The sequence below is a fragment of the Streptomyces sp. NPDC126497 genome (genome assembly GCF_040302425.1).
Classification (GTDB): domain Bacteria; phylum Actinomycetota; class Actinomycetes; order Streptomycetales; family Streptomycetaceae; genus Streptomyces.
Genome location: NZ_JBEORT010000052.1, coordinates 21,849 through 46,709 on the forward strand (window position 1 = coordinate 21,849; position 24,861 = coordinate 46,709).

Here is a 24,861-nt window from a genome sequence, read left to right on the forward strand (position 1 = left end):
GCCCGCGGGCACCGCGGCACCCGGGGACGTCGGCTCGGCCCCGTAGAATTCACGCGTGGCAGGACGGATCAATGACGAGGACGTGAAGGCGGTTCGGGACGCGGTCCCGATCGACGCCGTCGTGTCCGAGTACCTCCAGCTGCGGAACGCGGGCGGCGGGAACCTCAAGGGACTCTGCCCCTTCCACGACGAGAAGTCGCCGTCCTTCCAGGTCAGCCCGAGCAAGGGACTCTTCCACTGCTTCGGCTGCCAGGAGGGCGGCGACACCCTCACGTTCGTGATGAAGATCGACCACCTCTCCTTCTCGGAGGCGGTCGAGCGCCTCGCCGCCCAGGCCGGCATCACCCTGCGCTACGAGGAGGGCGGGTACAACCCCGCCCACCAGCGCGGGGAGCGCATCCGGCTGGTCGAGGCCCACAAGATCGCCGCCGAGTGGTACGCGGAGCAGCTCGCCACCTCGCCCGAGGCGGACACCGGCCGGGCCTTCCTCGCCGACCGCGGCTTCGACCAGGCCGCCGCCGTCCACTTCGGGGTCGGCTACAGCCCGCAGGGCTGGGACCACCTCACCCGCTTCCTGCGCGGCAAGGGCTTCAGCGACAAGGAGCTGGTCCTCTCCGGTCTCTCCCAGGAGGGCCGCCGCGGCCCCATCGACCGCTTCCGCGGCCGGCTGATGTGGCCCATCCGCGACATCGGCGGGGAGGTCGTCGGCTTCGGCGCCCGCAAGCTGTACGAGGCGGACACCGGCCCCAAGTACCTCAACACCCCCGAGACCGCGATCTACAAGAAGTCCCAGGTCCTCTACGGCATCGACCTGGCGAAGAAGGACATCGCCAAGTCCTCCCGCGCGGTCGTCGTCGAGGGCTACACCGACGTCATGGCCTGCCACCTGGCCGGGGTGACGACGGCCATCGCCACCTGCGGCACCGCCTTCGGCGGCGACCACATCAAGATCCTGCGCCGGCTGCTCATGGACAACGGCAGCGCGCGCGTGATCTTCACCTTCGACGGCGACGCGGCCGGCCAGAAGGCGGCCCTGCGCGCCTTCGAGGACGACCAGAAGTTCGCCGCCGAGACCTACATCGCCATCGCCCCCGACGGCATGGACCCCTGCGACCTGCGTCTCGCCAAGGGCGACGAGGCGATCGCCGACCTGGTCGAACCCCGCACCCCGCTCTTCGAGTTCGCCCTCCGTCAGATCGTCCGCCGCTACGACCTGGACACCCCGGCCGGCCGTGCCGCCGCCCTCGACGAGGCCGCCCCGATCGTGGCGCGGATCAAGAACAGCGGAGCTCAGCACGAGGTCGCCGTGCAGCTCGCCGGCATGCTCGGCATCCTCGACACCCAGTTCGTCGTCAAGCGGGTCGCCCAGCTCGCCCGCTGGGCCCGCGACCGCGGCGGCAAGGGTCCGGAGCCGGACCGCCGGCAGCGCGGCGGCGACCCCCGGCCGTACGCCTCCGTCCCGGACCGGCCGGTCCCGCGCGGCCCCGCCCTCACCCTCCGCAACCCGGTCTTCGCCACCGAACGCGAACTGCTCAAGCTCGCCCTCCAGCGCCCGGAGCTGGTCTCCCCGGCCTTCGACGCGTACGGGGTCGACGAGTTCACCGCCCCGCCCTACGCGGCCGTGCGGCAGGCGATCCTGGACGCGGGCGGCGCGGAGTACGGCGTGCAGGACCCGCAGGAGTACCTGATCCGGGTCCGGGAGGCCGCTCCCGACGACACCGTCCGGGCCATGGTCACCGAACTCGCCGTCGAGGCGATCCTGCTGCACCGGGGCGTCAAGGAGGTCGACGAGACCTACGCGGGCGCCCAGCTGGTCACCGTCCGGCGCCGCGCGGTCGAGCGCCGCATCCGTGACGTCGCCAGCCGCCTCACCCGTCTCAGCACCCACGGCGACCCGGGTGAACTGGCGGCCGTGCAGAACGAGTTGTGGGTCCTCCAGCAGTACGACCAGGCCCTGCGGGAGCACGGCGCGGCCGCGCTGTGAGCGCGGACGGGACCGGGCCCGGGTAATCGGCCGGTCACCGGACGAACGCAAAAAGTCATCGCACGCCCCTCGTGGGGACGATGTGTCGTACCCCACACTGGGGTGCGGTGCCTGAGTCCTCGGAGCGCGGCCGATCCCTCACCGGCGGATCCCGGACGTCCGCGGTGTCGCTCATCGCGTACGGGACGGACAGCGGCGGGGCCGCCGACTCCGTTCCCGAAGTACCGCTGCCCCACCCCCCCCGGCAGCGATCATCCTGGAGGTCGCCCCCGTGCAGACCCAGACCCGGACCCCCACCCAGCCCGACGCCGGCGTCCTCGTCGCCGTGCCCGCGCGGAGCCGCGTCGCACACCACCCCGAGACACCGCCCGAGCCGGCCGGATCCGCCGAGCCGGCCGACCCCGCCGAATCCGCCGGGCCGGCCGAGCCCGTGGAGCAGGCTGAGCCCGCCGCGCCGGCCGCGCCCGTCCGCCCCGAGACCGGGGGCCCCTCCTCGGACCTGTTCCGGCAGTACCTGCGCGAGATCGGGCGCATCCCGCTGCTGACCGCCGCCGAGGAGGTCGAACTCGCCCGTCGTGTCGAGGCGGGGCTGTTCGCCGAGGAGAAACTGCGGCTGGCCCCCGATCTGGACAGCAGGCTCGCCGGCGACCTGGACCGGCTCGTCGTCATGGGCCGGATGGCCAAGCGGCGGCTGATCGAGGCGAACCTTCGGCTCGTCGTCTCCGTCGCCAAGCGGTACGTGGGCCGCGGGCTGACCATGCTGGACCTGGTCCAGGAGGGCAACCTCGGGCTGATCCGGGCGGTGGAGAAGTTCGACTACGCGCGGGGCTACAAGTTCTCCACGTACGCCACCTGGTGGATCCGGCAGGCCATGTCGCGCGCGCTGGCCGACCAGGCCCGGACCATCCGCGTCCCCGTGCACGTGGTGGAGCTCATCAACCGGGTGGTGCGGGTGCAGCGGCGGATCCTGCAGGAGCGGGGGTACGAGCCGACGCCGGAGGAGGTCGCCGCGCACCTGGACCTGCCGCCCGAGCGGGTCGGCGAGGTGCTGCGGCTGGCGCAGGAACCGGTGTCGCTGCACGCGCCGGTGGGGGAGGAGGAGGACGTCGCGCTCGGCGATCTCATCGAGGACGGGGACGCGGCGAGTCCCGTGGAGTCGGCGGCGTTCCTGCTGTTGCGGGAGCACCTGGAGGCGGTGCTGTCGACGCTGGGGGAGCGGGAGCGGAAGGTGGTCCAGCTGCGGTACGGGCTGGTCGACGGGCGTCCCCGGACGCTGGAGGAGATCGGGCGGCTCTTCGGCGTCACGCGCGAGCGCATACGGCAGATCGAGTCCAAGACGCTGAACAAGCTCCGCGACCACACCTTCGCCGACCAGCTGCGCGGCTACCTGGACTGACCCCTCGCCGCCGCCCCGGCCCGGGGCTCCGCCCGGACCCCGCTCCCCGAGCGCCGGAGGGGGCCGGACCTCGGCCCCTCCGGCGCTCGACGCGCCTCAGTCGACCTCCGCCACCGCCCGGGCGAACTGGGCCTGGTACAGGCGGGCGTACGCGCCGTCCGCCGCCAGCAGCTCCTTGTGCGCGCCCTGCTCGACGATCGAGCCGTTCTCCATCACCAGGATCGTGTCCGCGTCCCGGATCGTGGACAGCCGGTGCGCGATCACGAACGACGTGCGTCCGTGCGCCAGTTGCGCCATCGCCTTCTGGATCAGCACCTCGGTACGGGTGTCCACGGAGCTCGTCGCCTCGTCCAGCACCAGGATCACCGGGTCGGACAGGAACGCCCGGGCGATCGTGATGAGCTGCTTCTCGCCCGCGCTCACCCCGCCGCCCTCGTCGTCGATCACCGTGTCGTACCCGTCGGGCAGCGTCCGGACGAACCGGTCGGCGTGCGCCGCCCGGGCCGCCTCCTCGATCTCCTCCCGGGTGACCTCACGGGACGCCCCGTACGCGATGTTCTCCGCGATGGTGCCGCCGAACAGCCAGGTGTCCTGCAGCACCATGCCGATCCGGGACCGCAGTTCGTCCCGGGACATCCTCGCCATGTCGACGCCGTCGAGCGTGATCCGTCCGCCGGACACCTCGTAGAACCGCATCAGCAGGTTCACCAGCGTCGTCTTGCCGGCCCCCGTCGGACCGACGATCGCCACCGTGTGGCCCGGCTCGACCGTCAGCGACAGGTCCTCGATCAGCGGCTTCTCGGGGTCGTACCGGAACGACACGTGCTCCAGCGCCACCCGTCCGCGCAGCCGCTCGGGCTTCTCGGCCGGTGAGACGTCCGCCTCCTGCTCCTCGGCGTCGAGCAGTTCGAAGACCCGCTCCGCCGAGGCGACACCCGACTGCACCAGGTTCGCCATCGAGGCGACCTGGGTCAGCGGCATGGAGAACTGCCGCGAGTACTGGATGAACGCCTGCACGTCACCGATGGACAGCGCGCCCGACGCGACCCGCAGGCCCCCGACGACCGCCACCAGCACGTAGTTGATGTTCGAGACGAAGAACATCAGCGGCTGCATGATGCCGCTGTTGAACTGCGCCTTGAACCCGGCCTCGTACAGCGCGTCGTTCTCCTCGGCGAACTTCCGCGCCGACTCCTCCTGACGCCCGAACACCTTCACCAGGGTGTGTCCGGTGTACATCTCCTCGATGTGCGCGTTGAGGGTGCCGGTGGAGCGCCACTGCTGCACGAAGTGCGGCTGCGACCGCTTGCCCACGCGGGTGGCGACGACGAACGACAGCGGCACCGTCACCAGCGCGACCAGTGCCAGGATCCACGAGACGTAGAACATCATCGCGAGCACGCCGATGATGGTGAGCAGCGAGTTGATCAGCTGGCCCATCGACTGCTGGAGCGTCTGCCCGATGTTGTCGATGTCGTTGGTGGCGCGGCTGAGCACCTCACCGCGCTGCCGCTTGTCGAAGTACGACAGCGGCAGCCGCGACAGCTTCGTCTGCACGTCCTCGCGCATCCGGAACACGGTGTGGTTGACCGCCCGGTTCACCAGCCGGGTCGCCATCGCCATCAGCAGGCCGGCGGCCCCGAACACCGCCAGCGCGACCAGCAGGACGTTGCCCACGGCCGTGAAGTCGATGCCCTCGCCGGGGGTGAAGTCGGTGCCGCGGAGCATGTCGGCGACGTCGCCCTCGCCGCGCTCCCGCATCGAGTCCAGCACCTGCTCCCTGGTGTCGCCCTCCGGCATCTCCCGCCCGACGATGCCGGAGAAGACCAGGTCGGTCGCCTCGCCGAGGATCTTCGGCCCGATCACGGTCAGCCCCACGCTGAGCACGACACAGGCCAGCAGCCCGTAGATCGTCAGGCGCTCCGGTGCGAACCGGGCGATCAGCCGTCTGCTCGACCCCTTGAAGTCGATCGACCGCTGGTCGGGGCCGCCCCCGGCCATCATCCGTCCTCCGGGCCCGGCCATCAGGCAGCCTCCGCTTCCGTCAGCTGGGAGAGCACGATCTCCCGGTAGGTGTCGTTGTCCGCCATCAGTTCGTGGTGCCGGCCGGTGCCGACGACCCGGCCCTCGTCCAGGACCACGATCCGGTCGGCGTCCCGGATGGTCGCCACCCGCTGGGCGACGATCACCACGGTCGCCCCGGCCGTCTCCCGTCCGAGGGCCGCCCGCAGGGCCGCGTCGGTGGCGTAGTCGAGCGCGGAGAAGGAGTCGTCGAAGAGGTAGATCTCCGGGCGCTGCACCAGCGTCCGGGCGATCGCGAGGCGCTGGCGCTGACCGCCGGAGACGTTCGTCCCGCCCTGCGCGATCGGCGCGTCGAGGCCGCCCTCGAGCCGCTCCACGAAGTCCTTGCCCTGCGCCACCTCCAGCGCGTGCCACAGCTCCTCGTCGGTGGCGTCCGGGTTGCCGTAGCGCAGGTTCGTCGCCACCGTGCCCGCGAAGAGGTAGGGCTTCTGCGGCACGAGCCCGACCGTCCTCGCCAGCAGCGCCGGATCGAGGTCCGCCACCGGCACCCCGTCGACCAGCACCTCCCCGTCGGTCGCGTCGAACAGCCGGGGGACGAGACCGAGCAGCGTGGACTTGCCGCTGCCGGTCGAGCCGATCACGGCGGTGACCTCGCCGGGCCGCGCCACCAGGTCGACGGCCCTCAGCACCGGCTCCTCGGCGCCCGGGTAGCGGAAGCCCGCGCCCCGGATCTCCAGATGGCCGTGCCGGCGCAGCTCGGTGACGGGCGCGACGGGCGGCACCACGCTGGAGGAGGTGTCCAGCACCTCGTGGATGCGCTCGGCGCAGACCTCGGCGCGCGGCACCATCATGAACATGAAGGTGGCCATCATCACGGACATGACGATCTGCATCAGGTAGGCGAGGAACGCGGTCAGGTCACCGATCTGCATCCCGCCGCTGTCGATGCGGTGCGCGCCGAACCACACCACCGCGATCGACGACAGGTTCACCACCGTCATGACCACCGGGAACATCAGCGCGAGCAGGTTGCCCGCGCGCAGCGACACGTCGGTCAGCTCGGTGTTGGACCTCCTGAACCGCTCCTGCTCGTACGCGTCCCGCACGAAGGCGCGGATCACCCGGTTGCCGGTGATCTGCTCGCGCAGCACCCGGTTCACCGTGTCGAGCCGCCCCTGCATCGTCCGGAACAGCGGACGCAGCCGCCGTACGATCAGCGTCACGCAGACGCCCAGCACCGGCACCACCGCGACCAGCACCCCGGACAGCGGGACGTCCAGGCCGAGCGCCATCACGATGCCGCCCACGCACATGATGGGCGCCGACACCATCAGGGTGAACGTCATCAGGACCAGCATCTGCACCTGCTGGACGTCGTTCGTCGTACGGGTGATCAGCGAGGGCGCGCCGAAGTGGTTCACTTCACGCGCGGAGAACGACTGCACCCGGTCGAACACGGCGGCGCGCACGTCCCGCCCCAGTGCCGACGCGGTCCGGGCGCCGTAGTGGACGGCGCCGATGTTGCACACGACCTGGGCCAGCGAGATGCCGGTCATCAGGACGCCGTGGCCCAGGATGTAACCGGTGTCGCCCTCGACGACACCCCGGTCGATGATGTCCGCGTTGAGCGTGGGCAGGTAGAGCGAGGCGCAGGTCTGCAGGAACTGCAGCAGCACCAGCAGGGCGATGGGTCTCTTGTAGGGCTCGAGGTGGGTCCGCAGGAGTCGTATGAGCACGCTGAATCTCTCGGAGTGGTCGACGGGGGCGTTGGCTGTCCGTGGCCCCCATCGTCGAACACTCCACCCGCGTTACCTCAACCGAATTAACCGGCCGGAACCCGCCGTTGCGCTACGGGCGGAAGGCTCCGGGGTGCGTCTGCTCGCGCACCGACACGTACTGCTGGCGCACCGCCTGGCCCACCGCCAGCTCCTCCCCGGGATCCAGCACCTGCGCCACCGGGCCCGGCCAGACGGGCGGGGTGCGCGGATCGAGAGCGCCCTGCGACACGCCGAGCGCCCAGGCCGCCTGCCGGGCCGCGCCGATCGCCGCGTAGTCCGCGGGCTGCGGCACCACCACCTGCGCCCCGAACAGCGCGGGCGCCGCCGACTGCACGGCCGGCAACTCCGCGGCCGGACCCAGCAGGAAGACCCGCCGCACCTCCACGCCCCGGCCGCGCAGCACGTCCAGCGCGTCCGCGAGCCCGCACAGCATGCCCTCGAACGCGGCCCGCGCCAGGTGCTCCGGCTTCATCGACTCGCGCCGCAGCCCCGCCAGGGTCCCGGCGGTGTGCGGCAGGCTCGGGGTGCGCTCGCCCTCCAGGTACGGCAGCAGCACCAGACCGTGCGACCCCGGCGTCGACTTCATCGCCAGGTCGGACAGGCTCTCCAGGTCGGGCACCCCGAGCAGTTCGGCGGTCCCGCGCAGGGCGCGCACGGCGTTCAGGGTGGTGACGACGGGCAGGTGCATGCCGGTCGCGTCCGCCAGGGAGGTGATCATCCCGTGCTGGTCGACGAGCGCCTCGGGGTGCACCGCCATCACCGATCCGGACGCGCCCAGCGACACCACCGCGTCGCCCAGCCCGATCCCGAGTCCGAACGCCGCCGCCATCGTCTCGCCCGTGCCGGCGGAGATCAGCAGCCCCTCCGGGGTCGTACCGGCCGCGTCCGCCGGGCCGATCACCTCGGGCAGCATCGCCTGGTGACCGAGCGCCAGCTCCACCAGATCGGGCCGATAACCGCCGGTGGCCGCCGCCCAGTAGCCGGTGCCGGAGGCCCCGCCCCGGTCGGTGGTGCGCCGCACCGGCCTGCCGAGGAGCTGCCACACCAGCCAGTCGTGCGCCTGCAGCAGGACGGCGGTGCGCGCCGCGTTCTCCGGTTCGCTGCGGGCCATCCAGCGCAGCTTGGTCACCGACTGCGCGGCCCCCGGCACACAGCCCACGGCTTGCGCCCACGCCTCGCGCCCGCCGAACGCGTCGACCAGATCGGCCGCCGCGACCTGCGCCCGCTTGTCGCCGCCGGTCATCGCCGGGCGCACGGTGTTGCCCTGCGCGTCCAGCGGCACCAGCGCGTTCGCCTGCGCGGAGACGCCGATGGCCTGCACGCCCTCCAGCAGGCCGCCGCCCGCCGCCTCCCCGAGGGACAGCAGCCAGGCCTGCGGGTCGACGTCGGAGGGACGGCCGCCGTCGGCACCCTGGACCGGATGCTGGGCGTACCCCTGTCTGAGCACGGCTCCGGTGTCCGTGTCACAGACGACGATGCGAGTGAAGTCTGGCGCGCTGTCCAGTCCGGCGACTATCCCCATACGGCGAATTTTGCCGCATGCGGAGGGGTGGGTGGGGCCTGGGCGCCTCCGAGGGGCCCCTAGGTGTTGCTGGTGCCCCAGTCGTCCTCCGCCGGGCCGTGGGCCGTGCGTTCGCGGAGGGTGCGGACCCGCTGGGCGACCGAGTCGGGCATGCGGTCGCCGACCTTGTGGCTCACCGCCTGGTAGGCCTTGTCCGCGAACTCGCGGCTCTGCTGCGCCGCGCTCTCCGCGGTGTTGCGCACCGCGGGGTTCCGGGTGAGCTGCTGCGCGGACCTCCGCAGCTGCTCGTACCGCTCCCGGCCGGCTTTCGTGCCCAGGACGTAGCCCAGGGCTGCTCCGGCGACGAACGTGAGCCGGTACTTCATGGCGGCCACCCTTCCGTTGTTCCGGTCTGTGAAGGTCCCGCGACGCGCTGACCGCGCCGGGGAGTACCGATTGGCGGAGCACCCCCCTGCTTGCGCTAATGTATGTGTCGCAGCGAGCGAGCGCCCCCTGGCGGATACCCAGGCGGACACGTTCGATGCAACGAGTCATTCCTCCGTAGCTCAATTGGCAGAGCAGCCGGCTGTTAACCGGCAGGTTACTGGTTCGAGTCCAGTCGGGGGAGCTCGGTCCTCCGTAGCTCAATTGGCAGAGCAGCCGGCTGTTAACCGGCAGGTTACTGGTTCGAGTCCAGTCGGGGGAGCATGGTGAACGAGGACCCCGTAGGGGTCCTTTTTCATGTCCGGGGGAACCGCGCGGGGTGCGGCGCAGTCTCCATGGTCACGAAGACCGTGGGCAGCCGACCATCCGAAGCAGGAGATCGTATGAGCGGCTATGCTGCGGCAGACGGCGCGCACACATGTACGCGACACGCCGTTATGGGGCGGTAGCTCAGCCGGTTAGAGCAGCGGACTCATAATCCGTCGGCCGTGGGTTCGAGTCCCACCCGCCCCACCAGACGCCTCGGCCCCGGGAGCGTCCTGACCTCCTGCCGGAGGGGCCGCGTCCGCCTCCGGGCGGACCGCGGAGCCGACTCGGTCGGCGAGGTGGTCACGGAGTGGTCGCACAGATCCTCCGGGACGCGCGCCGCCACCCGCTCCGTGCCCTTCCGCGCCGCACCGGGCGGCGGACACGCGTACACCTTCGACGTGATCCGCATCCCGGCATGCCCGAGCACCCCCGGCGCCGTCTCCGACCGCACGCCACCGGCGAGCAGCGGCGGCGCGTACCCGTGGCGCGGGTCGAGCGGTCGCACCCGACGCAGGCCGCCCTCGTCGACGAGGGCGGCGAACGCGCGCGCCGCCTCGTCGGGCCGCATCGGGGTGCCGTCCTCCTCGGCGGACCAAGCCGTTGACCAGCGGTTCCAAGCCCTGCTCAAGACTTTCCGCAGGATTTCCGACGGCCGCCGGATCACGGTGGGACACGCCCTGGCCGTCCGGGACGGCCGCACGCCGCGTGCCGCGTCCCGGCCGTGCCCTTCGGGCTCCAGGGCGACACGGCCAGCCAGTCACCCGGTACCACCGAAGGAGGGGACGGTTCTGTTGCAGACCGTGTACCGCAGCGAGGACGCGCCCGCGCAGGAACGGCTTGACCGGCGGCGGGGGCCGACCGCCGGCACACACGGACCGACGGACACCACCGGGGAGCACGCGGACGACGTCGGGGCGGCACCGCTCACCCTGGAACTCGGGCCCCCGTCCCCGGTCCCCCGGGCCCTCGGGCCGCTCCTGGTGCTGCGCACCCCGAGACTGATCCGCGGATCCGATCCCGAGCTGTACCAGTTGGCGCTCCCCGTGCGCGGCTGCCACAGAGTCACCCACGCCGGCCGGGACACCGTGCTCGGGGCAGGAGAGATGGTCCTGCACGACGGTTCCCGGCCGCTCCACTCGGTGGCCGCCGCACCGCAGGGCTCCGCCGAACTCATCCAGGTGCAGATTCCCAAGGCGCGACTGCCCTTGTCACCCGGCAGCGTGGACCGGCTCGTCGGCAGGCGGCTGTCCGGCCGCGACGGGATCGGCGCGCTGCTGTCGGGCTTCCTCACCGGACTGGTCCGGGACGCCGATCGCTACCGCCCGGCCGACACCGCCCGGCTGGGCGGCGTCCTGCTCGACCTGCTGACCGCCCTGCTCGTCCACGCACTGGAAGCCGAGAGGTCCGCACCGTCCGAGTCGCACCGGCGTGCGCTGATGCTGCGCGTCCAGGGCTTCATCGAGCGCCACCTCGGAGACGCCCGGCTCTCCCCCCAGGCCATCGCGGCGGCTCATCAGATCTCCACCCGCAGTCTGTACAAGCTCTTCCAGGAAGAAGGGCTGACGGTCGCGGCCTGGGTCCGGGAGCGACGCCTGGAGAACTGTCGCCGCGCCCTGGCCGACCCCGCCCTGAACAGCCGTCCGGTGCACGCCATCGCCGCTCGCTGGGGCTTCACCGACAGCGCCCACTTCAGCCGCGCTTTCCGTGCCGCCTACGGAATGCCGCCCAAGGAGTACCGACGGCTGACTCGGCTCGGTGCCGACGTGCGAGAACCGTCAAGAAGCGTGCAGGGCCAGTCAACGACTTCATGAGGCCGGACCGGCAGTCTTCCACCTGTGCCCATTCGGGCAGCACGTCCACCGCGTCAATTCCCGAAGGAGTTGAAAAACATGAACACGACAGCCTGCTACGAGGCGCCCGCGCTGTTCGAGATCGGCGGATTCCTCCAGAGGACCCGTTGGGCCGGTGTGGGACGGCTTCCGGACCTCATTCACGCGTCGTACGCCCTCTGACCCCCCGCGGCCGGCGTCGACGCGGGCCACCGGCACATCCCGGACTCCCGGCACCGCTCGCAGAGGTTCGCGCGGTGCGAGAAACCGACAGGATCGCGGACCGCGCCGAAGGCTTCTTCACCGCGGTCCGCGGAACGTGAACCCGTACCGAAACCGAGAAAGGAACCGCAGGGACATGGACAAGGCGAATTGCTACGAGGCGCCCGCGCTGTTCGAGATCGGCGAATTCCTCCAGAAGACCCGTTGGAGCGGCGGGGGATGGCTTCCGGACCTCTTCTACACGTACCACTAATGACCCCCTGACCGCGGCCGACGTCGACGCGGGCCACCTGCACCGTTGGGAGCCGTCCATGGAATTCGTCATTCTGCCCGACCACCCCGCCGCGGACGGGGTGAGCGCCCGGCTCCCCGAGGAGTACCGGAAGAACACGATCCGCCATCATTCCGGCCGTCCCTGGCTGGTGGGGAACTGGCCGGCGGACGCTGCCGTCTGCGTCCAGGCCGGTCCGTCGAAGCTCGTACTCTTCGGTGCCGCGCACACCACGGAACCCGAACTCCTGGCACTGCTCGGGAAAGTCCGCACGGTGCGAGAACTCGACAGGATCGTGGACCGCACCGAAGGCTCCTTCCACCTGGTCGCCTCCGTCGACGGTTTCGTCAGGGCGCAAGGCAGTCTCTCCGGCGCGCGGGAGCTCTTCTCCACGTCGTGCGCCGGTATCACGGTGGCGGCGAACCGGCTGTCCGCACTGGGCGAACTGCGACGGCTGACCCTGGCCGAGGATCAGCTCGCGATGCATCTGCTCGCCTTCACCCCACCGTGGCCGTTGAGCGAGCGCAGTGTGTGGCGGGAGGTCGACTCCCTTCCCTTTGCGCATTACCTGTCTCTGCGTCCCGACGGAACCGCCGAGCCGGTCCGGTGGTGGACTCCTCCGGAACCGGAGCTTCCGGTCGATGCGGCCGCTCCCGAGTTCCGTAAGGCGCTGGTCGCGGCGGTCGCGGCGCGAGCGGGCACGTCACCGGTCATCGGGGCCGATCTCTCCGGCGGAATGGACTCGACGAGCCTGTGTTTCCTCGCCGCCGGGCAGGGCGGTCGGCTCGTGACCATACGACGCCGGCTCATGGACCCGATGAACTGCGACGACTCCGTGGCCGACCGGGCCGCGGCGGACCTCCCCGGTGCCGAGCACATCGTCCTCGACAAGGACACGGCATCGCCGTACTACGACTCCGTGGACCGCGACGACCTGGCGGTGGACGAACCACCGCCGTTCATCGCCATGACGAGCCACATGGAGGACGTCGCCCGGATCATGGCCTCGCACGGGGTCACCAGACACCTCCAGGGCCACGGCAGCGATGAACTGGCGGCCACCGGAACGACCCATGCCAACGCCATGGCTCAGCGGAGTCTGCTCGGATCCCTGGGCATGGTCCGCGCGATGCGCGCCCGGCGACGCTGGTCCCTCGCCACGACCCTGCGCGTCGTCCGGGCCTTTCCGCCCTACGCCGAATGGTTGCACCGATCCGCTGACGCACTGCTCTCCCCGCCCGAAATCGAATCGGAAGTGGGCTGGGAGCCCGCCCCGCGACTCCCTCCGTGGGCTTCCCGGGAAGCCGCCGCACTGGTCCAGGAAACGATGCGCGCCACGGCGGCGGAGAACCCCCAGCCGATGTCGTCGATTCCCGCGCACCACGAGATACTGCGCTGCATCCGCCTGAACGGTTGGATCGTTCGCTTCGCGAACACTTTCGGGGAGCGTTCCGGTGTGAGTTTCGAGGCTCCCTTCCTCGACGACCGGGTGGTGGAGACGGCGCTGTCCGTCCGGCTGGAGGACCGGTATGTGGCCGGCCGTCACAAACCCGTCCTGGCGGCCGCCCTGCGCGGAACGGTGCCGGATTACGTCCTCGATCGGACCACCAAGAGCCATTTCACCAGGGACACCTACGAGGGCCGGAAGCGCAACCTCCCAAGGATGCGAGAGATCTGTGAGGAGTCGCGCCTTGCCGATCTGGGGCTGATCGGTCGCGAAGGCTTCCGCCGCGCACTCTCGGGCATCATGCCGGACCCCATGCACATCGGACCGCTCGAGAAGACCATGGCCTGCGAGGCATGGCTCCGTTCCCTGCCGACGAAGGTCGGCCCCAAGCCGCGCTGACACCACGAACCAGGAGGCTCCGGATGACAGGCATAGCCCTCTCCCCCTTCGTCACGATGATCGAGTCCGAGGACGGAATAGTGTTCCTCCACAAGCGGACGGGACGATACTGGCAGCTGAACGGCACGGGGTCCGAGGTCGTCCGTCTGCTGCTGAGCGGCGAGACCGTGGAGTCGGCGGCGAGCCGACTCCAGGAGAAGTACCCCGGCGCGTCGGAGCAGACCGTGTCGGACGTCCACACACTGGTGCGCCAGCTCCAGGCTGCGAAGTTGCTCGTCCGATGAGCGTTTCGATGGTCAACGAGCGGGCGGTCTCGCAGCCGCCGCTGTGGATCCGCCCGCTGGCGGGGGTCGCGGTCCTCCTCGCCCGGGGCATCGCGAAGCTGTCGCCCGAGCGTCAGTTCGCTCTGCTCGGAGCGTTCCGCCGCGGCGCGCGTGCGAGTCGTCCGGAGGAAGCCCACCGGGCCCGCAACGCCGTCCTCTTCGTCAGCGTGATGTGCACGGGGCCGTGGTGCCTGCAGCGGTCGATCGCCACCGCGCTGTTGTGCCGCATGTGCGGCACCTGGCCCGAATGGTGTGTGGGAGTGCGCACGGAGCCCTTCACCGCTCATGCCTGGGTCCAGGTGGACGGCATCCCGATAGACGAGGACACCGAGCAGCTCGAGCACTTCCACAGAATGGTCGTCATCCGGCCGCGATCGTGAGAGGAACCGTCGCAATGACGAGGGCACGCGCGTTCGACCTGCTGACCGCCGAGGGATCGGACATGGAGACGGTCTGGGGGAAGCGGACGAGTCCGCTGTCCATCGCACCCTCCTTTCTCTCCTCCCTCGACCGCATCACGATCGACCGGCTGCTGGAGGAGAGGTCGCTGCGCCCGCCGCGCATCTCCTTCGCCCGGGACGGCAGACAGCTTCCGGACCGGGAGGTGGTCATCGGGGGAGCGCCGTCGGCGGACTCGGACCCCGGGCTCCTGGACCGGGCGAAGGCCCGGCGTCTGGTGGCCGAAGGGGCCACCGTGATGGTCTACCAGGCCCACCAGCTCATCGACTCGCTCGGCGCGATGGCCGCGCACATGGCGTCGGCGTTGCGCGCCTCCTGCGGCGCGACCATGTTCCACACGCCGGCGCACAACCCTGGACTCGGCTGGCACCGGGACGGCCAGCACGTGGTGGCCGTGCAGATCGCCGGCTCGAAACAGTGGCTCGTGGAGAAGAACCCACCATCGGCCTGGTGGTCGACCGGCGCCCTCGTCGGAGCGGGTCCCGGCACCGGCGTCGCGGACTTCACCCTTCGTCGGGGCGAGGCGCTCTACATGCCTCCCGGGGTCGCGCACACCGCACGTGCGACCGACAGGTCGAGTACACACGTGTCGTTCGTCATCCAGGAGCCGGAGACGAAGGACCTCGCCCTCGCGATGTTCGAACGCGCGTCGCGGGACGTCAGGGCCAGGATCGAGGAGGGGCCGCTCACGGAGCGGAGGGCGCGAGCGGCGGCTGTGGCACGCGAGCTCGCCTCGGCCATCCACCAGCTCGACGTCGACGAGTTGCTCAGGATGGTGGAGGAAGACGCCATGGAGACGTTCTTCCCGGCCTGAGCCGCAGAAACGCCGGAACCAGAAGCGGAGGGGAGGGGTGAGAGCCGCCGAGGTCCCCGAAGGGCGCGCCCTCACCCCCGGCGGTTCAGCCGCCCCCCGGCGCTGTCGTCGGACGCGGCGGGCGCGTCCGCGGAGTCGCGTTCGCCCTCCGCCTGGGACGGGGTGGAGTGCGGGACCTCGGGGGTGGTCCACTCGTCGTCGTCCCGGTCGCCCTCGGCCTGGGACGGAGTGTGCTCGCTCAGCTCGCTCATGGTGCTGCCTCCCGTTCGCGGGGCCGGTGGTCGTCCGTCGCCGGGTACCCCGCACGGGCCGATGTCATCGTGCCGGACGGCGGGCCAGGGCCCGGGCCAGGGCGGAGCGGACCTCCTCGGGCAGGGGGGCGCCCTGCGCCCCCGCGCCGGCGGTGAGCGCCTCCGCGACCGCGCGGAGCTTGGTGTTGGACAGCTGGGACGCCTCCCGCAGGATGTGCCAGGCCTCGTCCGAGGTGCACCCGTGCGTCGCCATCAGGATGCCGCGGGCCTGGTCGATCACCGGGCGCGAGGCGATCGCCCGCCGCAGCTGCCGCACCTCCTCCTGGAGCAGGTGCAGCCGCTCCTCCCGTTCCAGCGCCACCGCCGAGACGGTGCGCGGCGGCACGTCCTCCGGCGCCGGGGAGCGCAGCGGGTCCGCGACGTCGAGGCCGGCGAGCTCCAGGATGCGGCGCGGCTGGCCGCTCCAGCGGACGGTCGTGACCGGCACCGACCGCTTCCGGCCGTGGTCGCGCAGCACCTCCAGGAATTCCAGCCCCGCCGTGTCCATGAAGTGCACGCCGCTCATGTCCACGTCGACCCGGGCCGTGCCGGCGGGCAGCCGCGCCAGCTTCTCGGCCAGGGCCTGGGCGCATCCGCGGACCAGCTCGCCGCGCGGGGCGAGCAGCGCCCGGCCCGCGTCCGTGTGAGCGCCGATGACCAAGGTGTCCAGCCTTCCGAGGAGGGGGAGGGGTGCCGCGAAGGTCATGTCACCGCCTTGTCGGTCCTCGTGGGGGGTCGGGACGTCCGGGTGGGGTTCGGCCGGCACCGGAGCGGTAGGCTGCCCGGGGTCCCGGCTGCGCCGAGGGTGCGCCTGCCCGCCCCGCGGCGTACTACACACCGTGCCGGGGAATGGCCGGGAACCAACGGGGTACCGTACAGGCCCGGGAGCGTGGGGAGACGGGTGTTGGGGCACAGCCACCGGGCGCCGTACGGGTCCGGGACCACGACGTCGTGTCTGACGGTGCGCCCGCTGGAGGGCGGCCGTGGTGTCCGCGCGGCCGGGGAGATCGGCCTGGCCACGCATACGATCTGGGAGCGCGTGCTGGAGCAGGCGGTGCGCGAGGGTGAGGCCGTGTACCACCTGGAACTGTCCGAGGTGACGTTCGTCGACGTCGCCGGCGCCGGTGCGCTCGCGGCGGCCGCCGGACGGCTCGGGGACGGCCGCCGGTTCGTGGTGCGCCGCCCGCCGCCCGCCCTGCGCAGGGTGCTGGAGACGTTCTGGCCCGACCTGTCGACGATCGAGGTGTCGATGTCATGAGTGCCGCGGCCGAACCCCTGGAAACACCTCCCGGTCCCTTCGTCCACCCCGCCCTCTTCTACCGGGACGACCGGGAGTACCTGGAGGGCACCGTCCCCTTCGTGCGCGAGGCGCTCGCGGCCGGCGAGCCCGTGGCGGTCGCCGTGCCCGGCGACCGGCTGCGGCTGATCCGGGACGCGCTCGGCGACGACGCGGACACCGTCCGCCTCCTCGACATGCGCGAGGCCGGACGCAATCCCGGCCGGATCATCCCCGGCGTGCTGCGCGCCTTCGCCGACGCCCACCCGGCCGGACAGCGGGTGCGGATCATCGGCGAACCCGTCTGGGCCGGCCGCTCGGCGGCCGAGTACCCCGCCTGCGTCCAGCACGAGGCACTGATCAACGCCGCCTTCCACGGCCGCACGGTCACGATCCTGTGCCCCTACGACGCGGCACGCCTGCCCGCGTACGTCCTCGCCGACGCCCACGCCACCCACCCCGTCGTCGTCCCGGCCGGCTCCCGCCCGGCGCGGGACAGCGGGACGTACGCCCCCGACGCGGTCGTCGCCCGCTACAACGAGCCGCTGCCGCCGGTGGCGGACGCGATGACCTTCCCGTTCGTCGCCGGATCGCTGGCCTCGGCCCGGCACGCCGCCTCCGACGAGGGACGGCGGCTCGGCCTCACCGGCGTCACCCTGGAGGACCTGGCCCTCGCCACGGCCGAGCTGACCACGAACAGCGTGGTGCACGGCGGCGGTTCGGGGGTGCTGCGGGTCTGGGCCGAGGACGGTCACGTGCTGTGCGAGGTGCGTGACGGGGGCCGGATGACCGATCCCCTCGCGGGGCGCCGTCCCGCCTCCCGCGACCAGCGCGGCGGACGCGGCCTGCTGATGGTCAACCTGATCGCCGACCTGGTGCGCGTGCACACCGGGGACGAGGGCACGACGATCAGGTGCTGGTTCCCCCGCTGACGGCCCGTCCGGCCGCCCGCGCGGCTCAGGCGCGCAGCGGGTCCAGCACGATCGGCGCGATCCTGCCCTCCAGCATCTCGCCCAGCCCCTGCACGGCGCAGAGCTCCGGCTGCTCGGCGATGTGCACCGGCATGCCCGTCGCCTGACGCAGCATCTGGTCGAAGCCCGGCAGCAGGGCGCTCCCGCCGACCATCATGATCCCCCGGTCGACCAGGTCGGCGACCAGGTCGGGCGGGCACTCCCGCAGCACCCTGCCGATGCCGTCGAGGACGGCGGTGAGCGGTGTCTGGATGGCCTGCCGCACGGCGGCCGTGTCGACCCGCACGGACCGGGCCAGCCCGGTGGCCACGTCCCGCCCGTGGATCTCCGTCGACTCCGGCCCCTGCGGGGTGAGCCCGTTGCCGTGCAGGGCGAGCTGCAGGGGCCGTACGGACTGGCTGGGCAGCACCAGCTCGTGCTGGTGGCGCAGGTGCTGCACGATCGCGTTGTCCACGGCCTCGCCGCCGACGGGGACCCGCTCCGCCGTCACGATCGCCCCGAGGGAGAGCACGGCCACCTGGGTGGCCGCCGCACCGCACACCATGATCATGGTGGCTTCGGGCCGCTCCACCGGCAGACCGCAGCCGACGGCGGCGGCGATGAGCGTGTCGACCAGTTCCACCCGGCGGGCGCCGAGACCGACCAGGGTCTCGATCGCGGCGCGCTGGGCGAGCGGATCGGCGTCGTGCGGAACGCAGGCGGCGGCCCGCAGCCGGGGCTTGCGGCGCAGGGTGCGGCGCATCCGGTCGCCGATCAGCTGCCGCAGCATGCGCTGGGCCATCTCGATGTCGACGACCGTGCCGCCGGAGACCGGACGCACGACGCGGATGTAGTCCGGCGTGCGGCCCGTCATCCTCTCCGCGAACTCCCCGACCGCCATCAGCGCTCCGGTGCGGGTGTTCACGGCGGCGGTGGACGGCTGGTCGACGACGAGTCCGACGCCCTTGACGTACACCCGGGTGCGGGCCGCGCCCAGGTCGACGGCGAAGTGGCAGCGGCGCAGCTGCTCCAGACTGGCGGTCACGGCAGTTCCTCCCGAGTGCGCGCCCAGTGGCCCGCCGGGCGGCGGACCTCTCAGGCATCCTGCGCGGCGGGCGGGGGCGGGCGCCTTTCCTGGGGGGCCGGGTGGGGGGCCGCCGAACGGGGGCCCTCCGGCGCGGGGGCGCGGTCCGCCGGTCCCACGACCCCCCGGACCACCCCCAGCTCCACCAGGTCCTGGGGGCGCAGCCGGAGCCGGTCCGCCGTGCTCTCCACCTCCTCCGGCGGCCGCTTGAGGATGGCCGCCGCGAGCTCCGGGGCGATCACCGAGAAGTAGCCGTCCGGGGCGACCCAGGTGTTGCCGGGGGCCGCGAGGGCCAGCGCCCCGCCGGAGCCGCCCTCGCCGACGACCAGCGTGGTGACCGGCGTCCGGGCGGCGGCCACGGCGCCGAACAGGTCGGCGATGGCGGCCCCCGCGCCCTGCCGCTCCGCCTCCGCGTCGTTCGCCGCGCCCGGCGTGTCCACCAGCGTCAGCACCGGGATGCCGAGCCGGTCCGCGAGCCGGACCAGCCGGGCGGCCGTGCGGTACCCGGCGGGGCGGGTGGCCCTCCCGGTCTGCGCCGCGTAGGCGACCGTACGGCCCTCCTGCTCGCCGAAGCCGCAGAGCATGCCGTCCGGGTCCGTGCCGCCGCAGCGGTCGCCGCCGAGGACGACGCGGGAGGTGAGGCAGGCGTCCAGGTAGGCGGTGGCGCGCGGGCGTTCGGGGGAGCGGGCGCGGCGGACGGCGTCCCAGCCGGTGGCCGGCAGGTCCGTCCTGCCCAGCGGGGGCGGCGGCGGGACCGGCGCGGCGGAGGGCCGGGTCAGCAGCCGCAGCCAGCGGCCCAGCGTCCCCCGCAGCTCCCGCGGCCGCACCAGCGCGTCCACCGCGCCCGCCGCCACCTGCGCCTCGGCCGTGTACGCCGCCGGGTCCGCGTCCGCGGGCCGCACCCGCGAGCCGGCGAAACCGACCTGCGCGCCGGGCAGCGCGAGGACCACGTCGGCGCCCGCGCCCAGGGTGGCCCAGCCGCCGCCGGTCGTCGGGTCCCGCACCACCGCGATCTGCGGCAGCCCGGCCTCCCGGGTGAGCGCCGACTCCCGCGCCACCCGCTGGAGCTGGGTGAGGGCGAGCATGCCCTCCTGCATCCGGCTGCCGCCGGTGGCGACCAGCGGCACCACCGGCAGCCGGTGCGCGCGGGCGTGGGCGTACGCCGCCACCAGCCGGTCGCCGGTGCGCGAGCCCAGCGAGCCGCCCAGGAAGCCGAACTCGAAGGCGACGACGACCGCCCGGGTGCCCTCGATCCGTGCCGTGCCGCAGACCACGGACTCCTGCTCGCCGGTGCGTTCGGCGGCGCGGGCGCGGGCGGCGCCGTAACCGGGCCAGCCGAGCGGGCCGTCGGGGGAGGACCGCCGTGCCGGGTGGGGCAGTTCGGTGAAGTCGTCGGTGACGAGGGCGAGGACCGCGCGTGCGGACAGGCGGTCAGCCACGGGTCAGCGCCCGCTTCATGATCTTCCCCATGTCGTTGCGGGGGAGCGCGTCGAGGTGGTGGAGCACGCGCGGGCGCTTGTGCGGGGCGAGGCGCCCGGCGACATGTCCGGCCAGCTCCTCCAGACCGGGCGGTGACTGCGGATCGGCCGGCACCACCCACGCCACGATCCGCTCGCCCAGATCGGCGTCCGGCTCCCCGGTCACCGCGGCCTCCCGCACCCCCGGGTGCTCCAGCAGCGCGTTCTCGATCTCACCCGCGCCGATCTTGTACCCGCCGCTCTTGATCAGGTCGGTGGCCCTGCGGCCGACGATCCGGACACAGCCGTCGGGGTCGCGCACCGCCATGTCCCCGGTGCGGAACCAGCCGTCGGCGGTGAACGCGGCGGCCGTCGCGTCCGGCCGGTTCAGGTACCCGGTGAACAGGTTCGGGCCGCGCACCTGGATCTCGCCGACCGTCTCCCCGTCGTACGACGCCACGGGCGAGCCGTCCTCCTCCACCAGCCGCAGCTCCACCCCCGGCAGCGGCACGCCCACCGTGCCGGGGCGGGCCCCGCCGTCGGCGCGGACGCCGGCCCGGGGGTCCGGGGGTGTCCACCGGGACGAGCACAGCATCAGGGTCTCCGTCATGCCGTACCGCTCGACGACCCGGCGTCCGGTCGCCGCGGCGATCCGCTCGTGGTCGTGCACGGGCAGCGCGGCCGAGCCCGACACCAGCAGCCGCGCCCCGGCCAGCGCCGTCACCAGCCCGGGGTCGCCGGGCAGGGCCTCCGCGAGCCGGTGGTACATCGTCGGCACGCCGAACAGCACGGTCGCGCCGGCGCCCAGTTCGCGCGCCACGCCCTCGGGGGTGAATCTCCCCAGGTGGCGCACGGAGCCGCCGCGGCGCAGCGGGCCGAGGACGCCGAGGACGAGGCCGTGCACGTGGAACAGCGGCAGCCCGTGCACCAGCACGTCGTCGCCGGTCCACCGCCAGGCCTCGGCGAGGGCGTCCAGGGTGGCGGCGATCGCGCGGCGGGGGAGGACGGCGCCCTTGGGCGGACCGGTGGTGCCGGAGGTGTAGACGATCAGGGCGGGGTCCTCCGGGTCCCGCGCGCGGTCGTCCGGGGGCGTCCCCGCGGCCGCCGGGTCCACGCCGACGCGGGGCAGCCCGTCCAGCGGGGCGGGGAGCTCGTCGCCGGGCGCGGTGAGCACCAGGTCCGGGGCGCTGTCGGTCAGGATGTGGCCGAGTTCCCTCCCTCCCGACCTCGGGTTGAGCGGCACCACGGGCACCCCGGCGAGCAGCGCCCCGGTGACCGCGACCGCGGTCTCCAGGGTCGGCGTGGCCCACACGGCGACCCGGCGTGCCCGGGTCAGGCCCCCGGCCACCGCTCCGGCCGCCGGGGCGAGTTCCCCGTACGTCAGTGAGCGCTCGCCGAAGCGCAGGGCGGGCCGGCCGGCCGGTCCGCCGGTCAGGGGCGGGAAGAGAGAGGACACGTGGCGTACTCCTTGCTCCTTGGCTCGTGGTCCGAAGACTGCCAGGTGTGCGCGCCGTCCGGGACCCGTCCCCGCCCGGGCACGGCCGTCACCGGCCACACCGCCGCCGGGCCCGCCTCCCGCCCGTCGAGCGGCCTGTCGCGGCTCCCCGCGCGGCTGTAGCCTGCCCGTCGATCAACTGTTCGCAGGAGAAGGGAGACGCCGTGCCCCGTATCGCGCTGGTGACCTGCCGGCCCGGCCCCGAGGTCGCCGAGGACCGGGACCTGCCGGGGCTGGTGCGGGCGCTGGAGGAGGCCGGCGCCGAGGCGTCCGCCGAGGTGTGGGACGACGGCGCCGTCGACTGGGCCCGCTTCGACCTCGTCGTGATCCGCTCCACCTGGGACTACAGCTGGCGGGCGGCGGAGTTCACCGCGTGGGCCGAGCGGTGCGGCGCGCTCACCCGGCTGGCCAATCCGGCGGACGTGGTGCGCTGGAACACCGACAAGCGCTACCTCGGGGACCTCGCCGCCGCCGGGGTGCCGGTGGTCGACACCCGCTACCTGGCGCCCGGGGACGCCCTCGGCCTCCCGGACGACCACGAGTACGTCGTCAAGCCCGCCTCCGGCGCCGGCGCCCGGTTCGCCGCCCGCTACACGCCCCGGGAACACGACACGGCCGTACGGCACGTCCGGCGCATGCACGCCGAGGGGTTCACCGCGATGGTGCAGCCCTATGTGCACGGCATCGACACCGCCGGCGAGCGGGCGCTGCAGTACTTCGGCGGGAAGCTGCTGCACGCGAGCCGCAAGGGGCCCGTCCTCGCCCCCGGTACGCCCTACGACCGGCGCAAGGTGGCCCACCCCGGGCTGACCGACTGGACGCCGACCCCCGAGGAGTCCGCCGTCGCCGGGAAGGCGCTGGCCTCCGTGCCGGGCGGGCCCGAGCTGCTGTACGCGCGCGTCGACCTCGTGGACGGGGAGGACGGCCGGCCCCGCGTGATGGAGCTGGAGCTGGTCGAGCCGAACCTGTTCCTGTGGCTGCACCCGGAGTCGGTGCCGCGCGTGGTGGAGGGGATCCTCGAGGCCGCCGCCCGCTGACCGCCGTACGCCGGGGCAGGCCCCGGGCGAACTCCGCGCCGACGGACGGGGACGGCCGTCCCATTGCCCGGGGCGGGCCCGAATGGCTAGCCTGTGTGTTCGCCATTCCGATCGCCTGTTGAAATCTCGAACGACCGCAGGCGCCTGAGACACATAGGGAGGGGGCCGGTCGTGGGACGCCTCGTACCAGCCGTGACCCGGGCTCTCGACATTCTCGAGCTCTTCCTCGACGGGGACGGGACGCTCTCCGCCCCCGACATCGTGCGCAGGCTGCAGCTGCCGCGCACCACCGTGCACGAGCTGGTGACCACGCTCGCCGCCCGGAAGTACATCGTCCCGGTGGCGGGCCAGCCCGGACGCTACCGGCTCGGCGTGCGCCCGTACCAGCTCGGCGCCCGCTACGCCGAGCACCTCGACCTCGCCGCCGAGGGCCAGCAGGTGGCCCGCTCGGTCGCCGAGACCTGCGACGAGACGGTGCACGTGGCGATCCTGGAGGAGACCGACGTCATCTACATCGCCAAGGTGGACTCCACCCACGCGGTGCGGATGGTGTCGGCGGCCGGCCGCCGGCTGCCCGCCCACTGCACCTCCGTCGGCAAGATGCTGCTGGCCTCCCTTCCCGAGCACGAACTCGCCGCGCGCATCCCCGACGGCGCCGAGCTGTCCGCGATGACCCCCAACAGCATCACCGACGTGGCCGCCCTGCGCGAGGCCCTCGCGGAGATCCGCGCCCGGGGCGTCGCCGTGGAGAGCCGCGAGTCCAACCCGGACGTCTCCTGCGTCGCCGCGCCGGTGCGCGACCGCACGGGGCAGGTGGTCGCCGCGCTGTCCATCTCCGTACCGATGATCCGCTGGAGCGACGACCGCCTCGGCGAGCTGGAAGGGCTCGCCGCGAAGGGCGCCGCCGAACTGTCCGAGCGCCTGGGCCACCGGAGCACACCATGACACACACCTATGACGTCGCCGTCCGCGCGGAGGCGGCCCTGGGCGAGGGCCCCACCTGGGACCCGGCCACCGGCCGCCTGCTGTGGATCGACATCCTCGGCTCCCGCGTGCACACCTACGACCCGGCCACCGGCCGGCGCACGGTCCTCCGCACCGACCAGCACGTGGGCGCCGTCAAGCCCCGCGCGGGCGGCGGCCTCGTCCTCAACCTGCGGGACGGCATCGGCCTGCTCGACGCCGACGGCACCTTCCGCTGGCTGCACCGTGAGGTCGTCCCCGGACGCCGCGGCAACGACGCCGCCGTCGCCCCCGACGGCAGCCTCTTCGCGGGCACCATGCGCTACGACGAGGCGCCGTGCGGCGGCACGCTGTCCCGGGTCACCGGCGACGGCACGGCCAAGGTCCTCCTCGACGACGTGGCGGTGAGCAACGGCACCGGCTGGAGCCCCGACGGGCGGCTGATGTACTACATCGACTCGCCGACCCGCCGCATCGACGTCTTCGACGTCGGCGAGGCGGACGGCAGGATCACGAACCGCCGCTCGTTCGCCGTGATCGAGGACGGGGCGGGCTTCCCCGACGGTCTGTGCGTCGACGCCGACGGCTGCGTGTGGGTGGCCCTGTGGGACGGGGGCGCGGTGCGCCGCTACACCCCCTCCGGGGAACTGGACCGGGTGATCCCCCTCCCCGTTCCCCTCGTCACGGCCTGTGCCTTCGGCGGCCCCGATCTGACGGACCTCTACGTCACCACGGCCCGCGTGGGCCTGACGGCCCCGCACCCGCTGGCGGGCTCCCTGCTGGTGGTGCCGGGCGCGGGCAAGGGGGTACCCCAGCCGCCGTTCGCGGGGTGACCCCTCCTCGCCCCCGGCTCAAACCCCCGTACGGTCGAGCCCCCGCAGGACCTCGCGTTCGCCCGGGGTCAGCGGGGGCTCGACCGACGGCGGCAGCGGGGACCCGGCCACGGCCGCCAGCACCGCGGAGGGCCGGAGCACCCGGCCGGGGGAGGCGCGCAGGCTCGTGACGTCCCACACCGCCGAGGCCGCCGCGTAGGACCCCGTCGCCGCCCTCGTCAGGCGCCGCGTGTACGCCGCCAGCACGCGGTCGGCCGCGGTCGGCCGGCCGCCCCGCA

Annotated in this window: 22 protein-coding genes, 3 tRNA genes and 2 pseudogenes; 17 read left to right on the forward strand and 10 right to left on the reverse strand. The window is 73.0% G+C overall.

Annotation, left to right across the window (positions count from 1 at the left end):
* Nucleotides 1-55: 55 nt before the first annotated feature.
* The gene (gene dnaG / locus ABTY20_RS21445) at nt 56-1,984 is read left to right on the forward strand and encodes a DNA primase (protein ID WP_351998610.1); all 1,929 of its coding nucleotides are present in this window, start codon (nt 56-58) and stop codon (nt 1,982-1,984) included.
* A gap of 107 nt (nt 1,985-2,091) precedes the next feature.
* A pseudogene (locus tag ABTY20_RS21450) lies at nt 2,092-3,380 on the forward strand (RNA polymerase sigma factor).
* 96 nt (nt 3,381-3,476) lie between these two features.
* Here the strand turns inward: ABTY20_RS21450 and ABTY20_RS21455 are convergent.
* The 4 genes from ABTY20_RS21455 to ABTY20_RS21470 form a co-directional block, all read right to left on the reverse strand.
* Entirely contained in the window at nt 3,477-5,405 is a 1,929-nt protein-coding gene (locus tag ABTY20_RS21455) for an ABC transporter ATP-binding protein (RefSeq protein WP_351998611.1), read from the reverse strand.
* Nucleotides 5,405-7,138, reverse strand: coding sequence for an ABC transporter ATP-binding protein (locus ABTY20_RS21460; protein WP_351998612.1), 1,734 nt, complete (start codon nt 7,136-7,138; stop codon nt 5,405-5,407). The genes ABTY20_RS21455 and ABTY20_RS21460 overlap by 1 nt, the downstream gene beginning before the upstream one ends.
* Before the next feature lie 112 nt (nt 7,139-7,250).
* Nucleotides 7,251-8,702 (reverse strand): FGGY family carbohydrate kinase, encoded by a 1,452-nt coding sequence (locus ABTY20_RS21465; RefSeq protein WP_351998613.1) that lies wholly within the window; start codon nt 8,700-8,702, stop codon nt 7,251-7,253.
* Between the two features lie 59 nt (nt 8,703-8,761).
* Complete coding sequence (locus tag ABTY20_RS21470) at nt 8,762-9,067, reverse strand: YtxH domain-containing protein (RefSeq protein WP_351998614.1); 306 nt, start codon at nt 9,065-9,067, stop codon at nt 8,762-8,764.
* Nucleotides 9,068-9,236: 169 nt separating this feature from the next.
* On the opposite strand from ABTY20_RS21470, the gene ABTY20_RS21475 reads away from it, so the two are divergent.
* The 10 genes from ABTY20_RS21475 (at nt 9,237) to ABTY20_RS21520 (ending at nt 15,198) form a co-directional block, all read left to right on the forward strand.
* Nucleotides 9,237-9,309 (forward strand) — tRNA-Asn (locus tag ABTY20_RS21475).
* Between the two features lie 5 nt (nt 9,310-9,314).
* Nucleotides 9,315-9,387: transfer RNA gene (locus tag ABTY20_RS21480), tRNA-Asn, on the forward strand.
* Between the two features lie 177 nt (nt 9,388-9,564).
* Nucleotides 9,565-9,641 (forward strand) — tRNA-Ile (locus tag ABTY20_RS21485).
* Between the two features lie 208 nt (nt 9,642-9,849).
* Nucleotides 9,850-10,038 carry a hypothetical protein gene (locus ABTY20_RS21490; protein ID WP_351998615.1) on the forward strand — a complete coding sequence of 63 codons (189 nt, stop codon included), beginning with the start codon at nt 9,850-9,852 and terminating at the stop codon, nt 10,036-10,038.
* Nucleotides 10,039-10,234: 196 nt separating this feature from the next.
* Complete coding sequence (locus ABTY20_RS21495) at nt 10,235-11,245, forward strand: helix-turn-helix domain-containing protein (protein ID WP_351998631.1); 1,011 nt, start codon at nt 10,235-10,237, stop codon at nt 11,243-11,245.
* 78 nt (nt 11,246-11,323) lie between these two features.
* Complete coding sequence (locus ABTY20_RS21500; protein ID WP_351998616.1) at nt 11,324-11,446, forward strand: hypothetical protein; 123 nt, start codon at nt 11,324-11,326, stop codon at nt 11,444-11,446.
* A gap of 392 nt (nt 11,447-11,838) precedes the next feature.
* Nucleotides 11,839-13,602: an asparagine synthase-related protein gene (locus ABTY20_RS21505; RefSeq protein WP_351998617.1), complete on the forward strand. Its 1,764-nt coding sequence runs from the start codon at nt 11,839-11,841 to the stop codon at nt 13,600-13,602.
* Between the two features lie 23 nt (nt 13,603-13,625).
* Nucleotides 13,626-13,886 carry a lasso peptide biosynthesis PqqD family chaperone gene (locus ABTY20_RS21510; RefSeq protein ID WP_351998618.1) on the forward strand — a complete coding sequence of 87 codons (261 nt, stop codon included), beginning with the start codon at nt 13,626-13,628 and terminating at the stop codon, nt 13,884-13,886.
* Entirely contained in the window at nt 13,883-14,305 is a 423-nt protein-coding gene (locus tag ABTY20_RS21515; RefSeq protein ID WP_351998619.1) for a lasso peptide biosynthesis B2 protein, read from the forward strand. The genes ABTY20_RS21510 and ABTY20_RS21515 overlap by 4 nt, the downstream gene beginning before the upstream one ends.
* Nucleotides 14,306-14,319: 14 nt before the next feature.
* Complete coding sequence (locus ABTY20_RS21520) at nt 14,320-15,198, forward strand: JmjC domain-containing protein (RefSeq protein ID WP_351998620.1); 879 nt, start codon at nt 14,320-14,322, stop codon at nt 15,196-15,198.
* A gap of 71 nt (nt 15,199-15,269) precedes the next feature.
* Here ABTY20_RS21520 and ABTY20_RS21525 read toward each other — a convergent pair whose 3' ends face one another.
* Nucleotides 15,270-15,449, reverse strand: a complete 180-nt coding sequence (locus tag ABTY20_RS21525) for a hypothetical protein (protein WP_351998621.1) — start codon at nt 15,447-15,449, stop codon at nt 15,270-15,272.
* Between the two features lie 64 nt (nt 15,450-15,513).
* Entirely contained in the window at nt 15,514-16,194 is a 681-nt protein-coding gene (locus ABTY20_RS21530) for an ANTAR domain-containing response regulator (protein ID WP_351998622.1), read from the reverse strand.
* A gap of 198 nt (nt 16,195-16,392) precedes the next feature.
* On the opposite strand from ABTY20_RS21530, the gene ABTY20_RS21535 reads away from it, so the two are divergent.
* Together ABTY20_RS21535 and ABTY20_RS21540 are read left to right on the forward strand one after the other, a co-directional pair.
* A complete protein-coding gene (locus ABTY20_RS21535; protein WP_502991855.1) occupies nt 16,393-16,746 on the forward strand; it encodes an STAS domain-containing protein in 354 nt (117 codons plus the stop codon).
* Nucleotides 16,743-17,696 (forward strand): anti-sigma factor RsbA family regulatory protein, encoded by a 954-nt coding sequence (locus ABTY20_RS21540; RefSeq protein ID WP_351998624.1) that lies wholly within the window; start codon nt 16,743-16,745, stop codon nt 17,694-17,696. Before ABTY20_RS21535 ends, ABTY20_RS21540 begins: the two co-directional genes overlap by 4 nt.
* Nucleotides 17,697-17,721: 25 nt before the next feature.
* On the opposite strand, the gene ABTY20_RS21545 is transcribed toward ABTY20_RS21540, so the two are convergent.
* The 3 genes from ABTY20_RS21545 to ABTY20_RS21555 are packed head-to-tail and all read right to left on the reverse strand — an operon-like array spanning nt 17,722 to nt 21,711.
* Entirely contained in the window at nt 17,722-18,759 is a 1,038-nt protein-coding gene (locus ABTY20_RS21545) for a rod shape-determining protein (RefSeq protein WP_351998625.1), read from the reverse strand.
* 50 nt (nt 18,760-18,809) lie between these two features.
* Complete coding sequence (locus tag ABTY20_RS21550) at nt 18,810-20,237, reverse strand: carboxyl transferase domain-containing protein (protein ID WP_351998626.1); 1,428 nt, start codon at nt 20,235-20,237, stop codon at nt 18,810-18,812.
* On the reverse strand, nt 20,230-21,711 hold the full coding sequence (locus ABTY20_RS21555) for an acyl-CoA synthetase (RefSeq protein ID WP_351998627.1): 1,482 nt from the start codon (nt 21,709-21,711) through the stop codon (nt 20,230-20,232). Before ABTY20_RS21555 ends, ABTY20_RS21550 begins: the two co-directional genes overlap by 8 nt.
* Nucleotides 21,712-21,914: 203 nt before the next feature.
* Here ABTY20_RS21555 and ABTY20_RS21560 point away from each other — a divergent pair, with 203 nt between their 5' ends.
* The 3 genes from ABTY20_RS21560 to ABTY20_RS21570 all read left to right on the forward strand — a co-directional run bounded on the left by ABTY20_RS21560 (nt 21,915) and on the right by ABTY20_RS21570 (nt 24,583).
* The gene (locus tag ABTY20_RS21560) at nt 21,915-22,787 is read left to right on the forward strand and encodes an ATP-grasp domain-containing protein (RefSeq protein WP_351998628.1); all 873 of its coding nucleotides are present in this window, start codon (nt 21,915-21,917) and stop codon (nt 22,785-22,787) included.
* 171 nt (nt 22,788-22,958) lie between these two features.
* Nucleotides 22,959-23,732, forward strand: a complete 774-nt coding sequence (locus tag ABTY20_RS21565) for an IclR family transcriptional regulator (RefSeq protein ID WP_351998629.1) — start codon at nt 22,959-22,961, stop codon at nt 23,730-23,732.
* Entirely contained in the window at nt 23,729-24,583 is an 855-nt protein-coding gene (locus ABTY20_RS21570) for an SMP-30/gluconolactonase/LRE family protein (protein WP_351998630.1), read from the forward strand. The genes ABTY20_RS21565 and ABTY20_RS21570 overlap by 4 nt, the downstream gene beginning before the upstream one ends.
* 18 nt (nt 24,584-24,601) lie before the next feature.
* Here the strand turns inward: ABTY20_RS21570 and ABTY20_RS21575 are convergent.
* Nucleotides 24,602-24,861: pseudogene (locus ABTY20_RS21575) on the reverse strand (pyridine nucleotide-disulfide oxidoreductase); the annotation flags it as partial.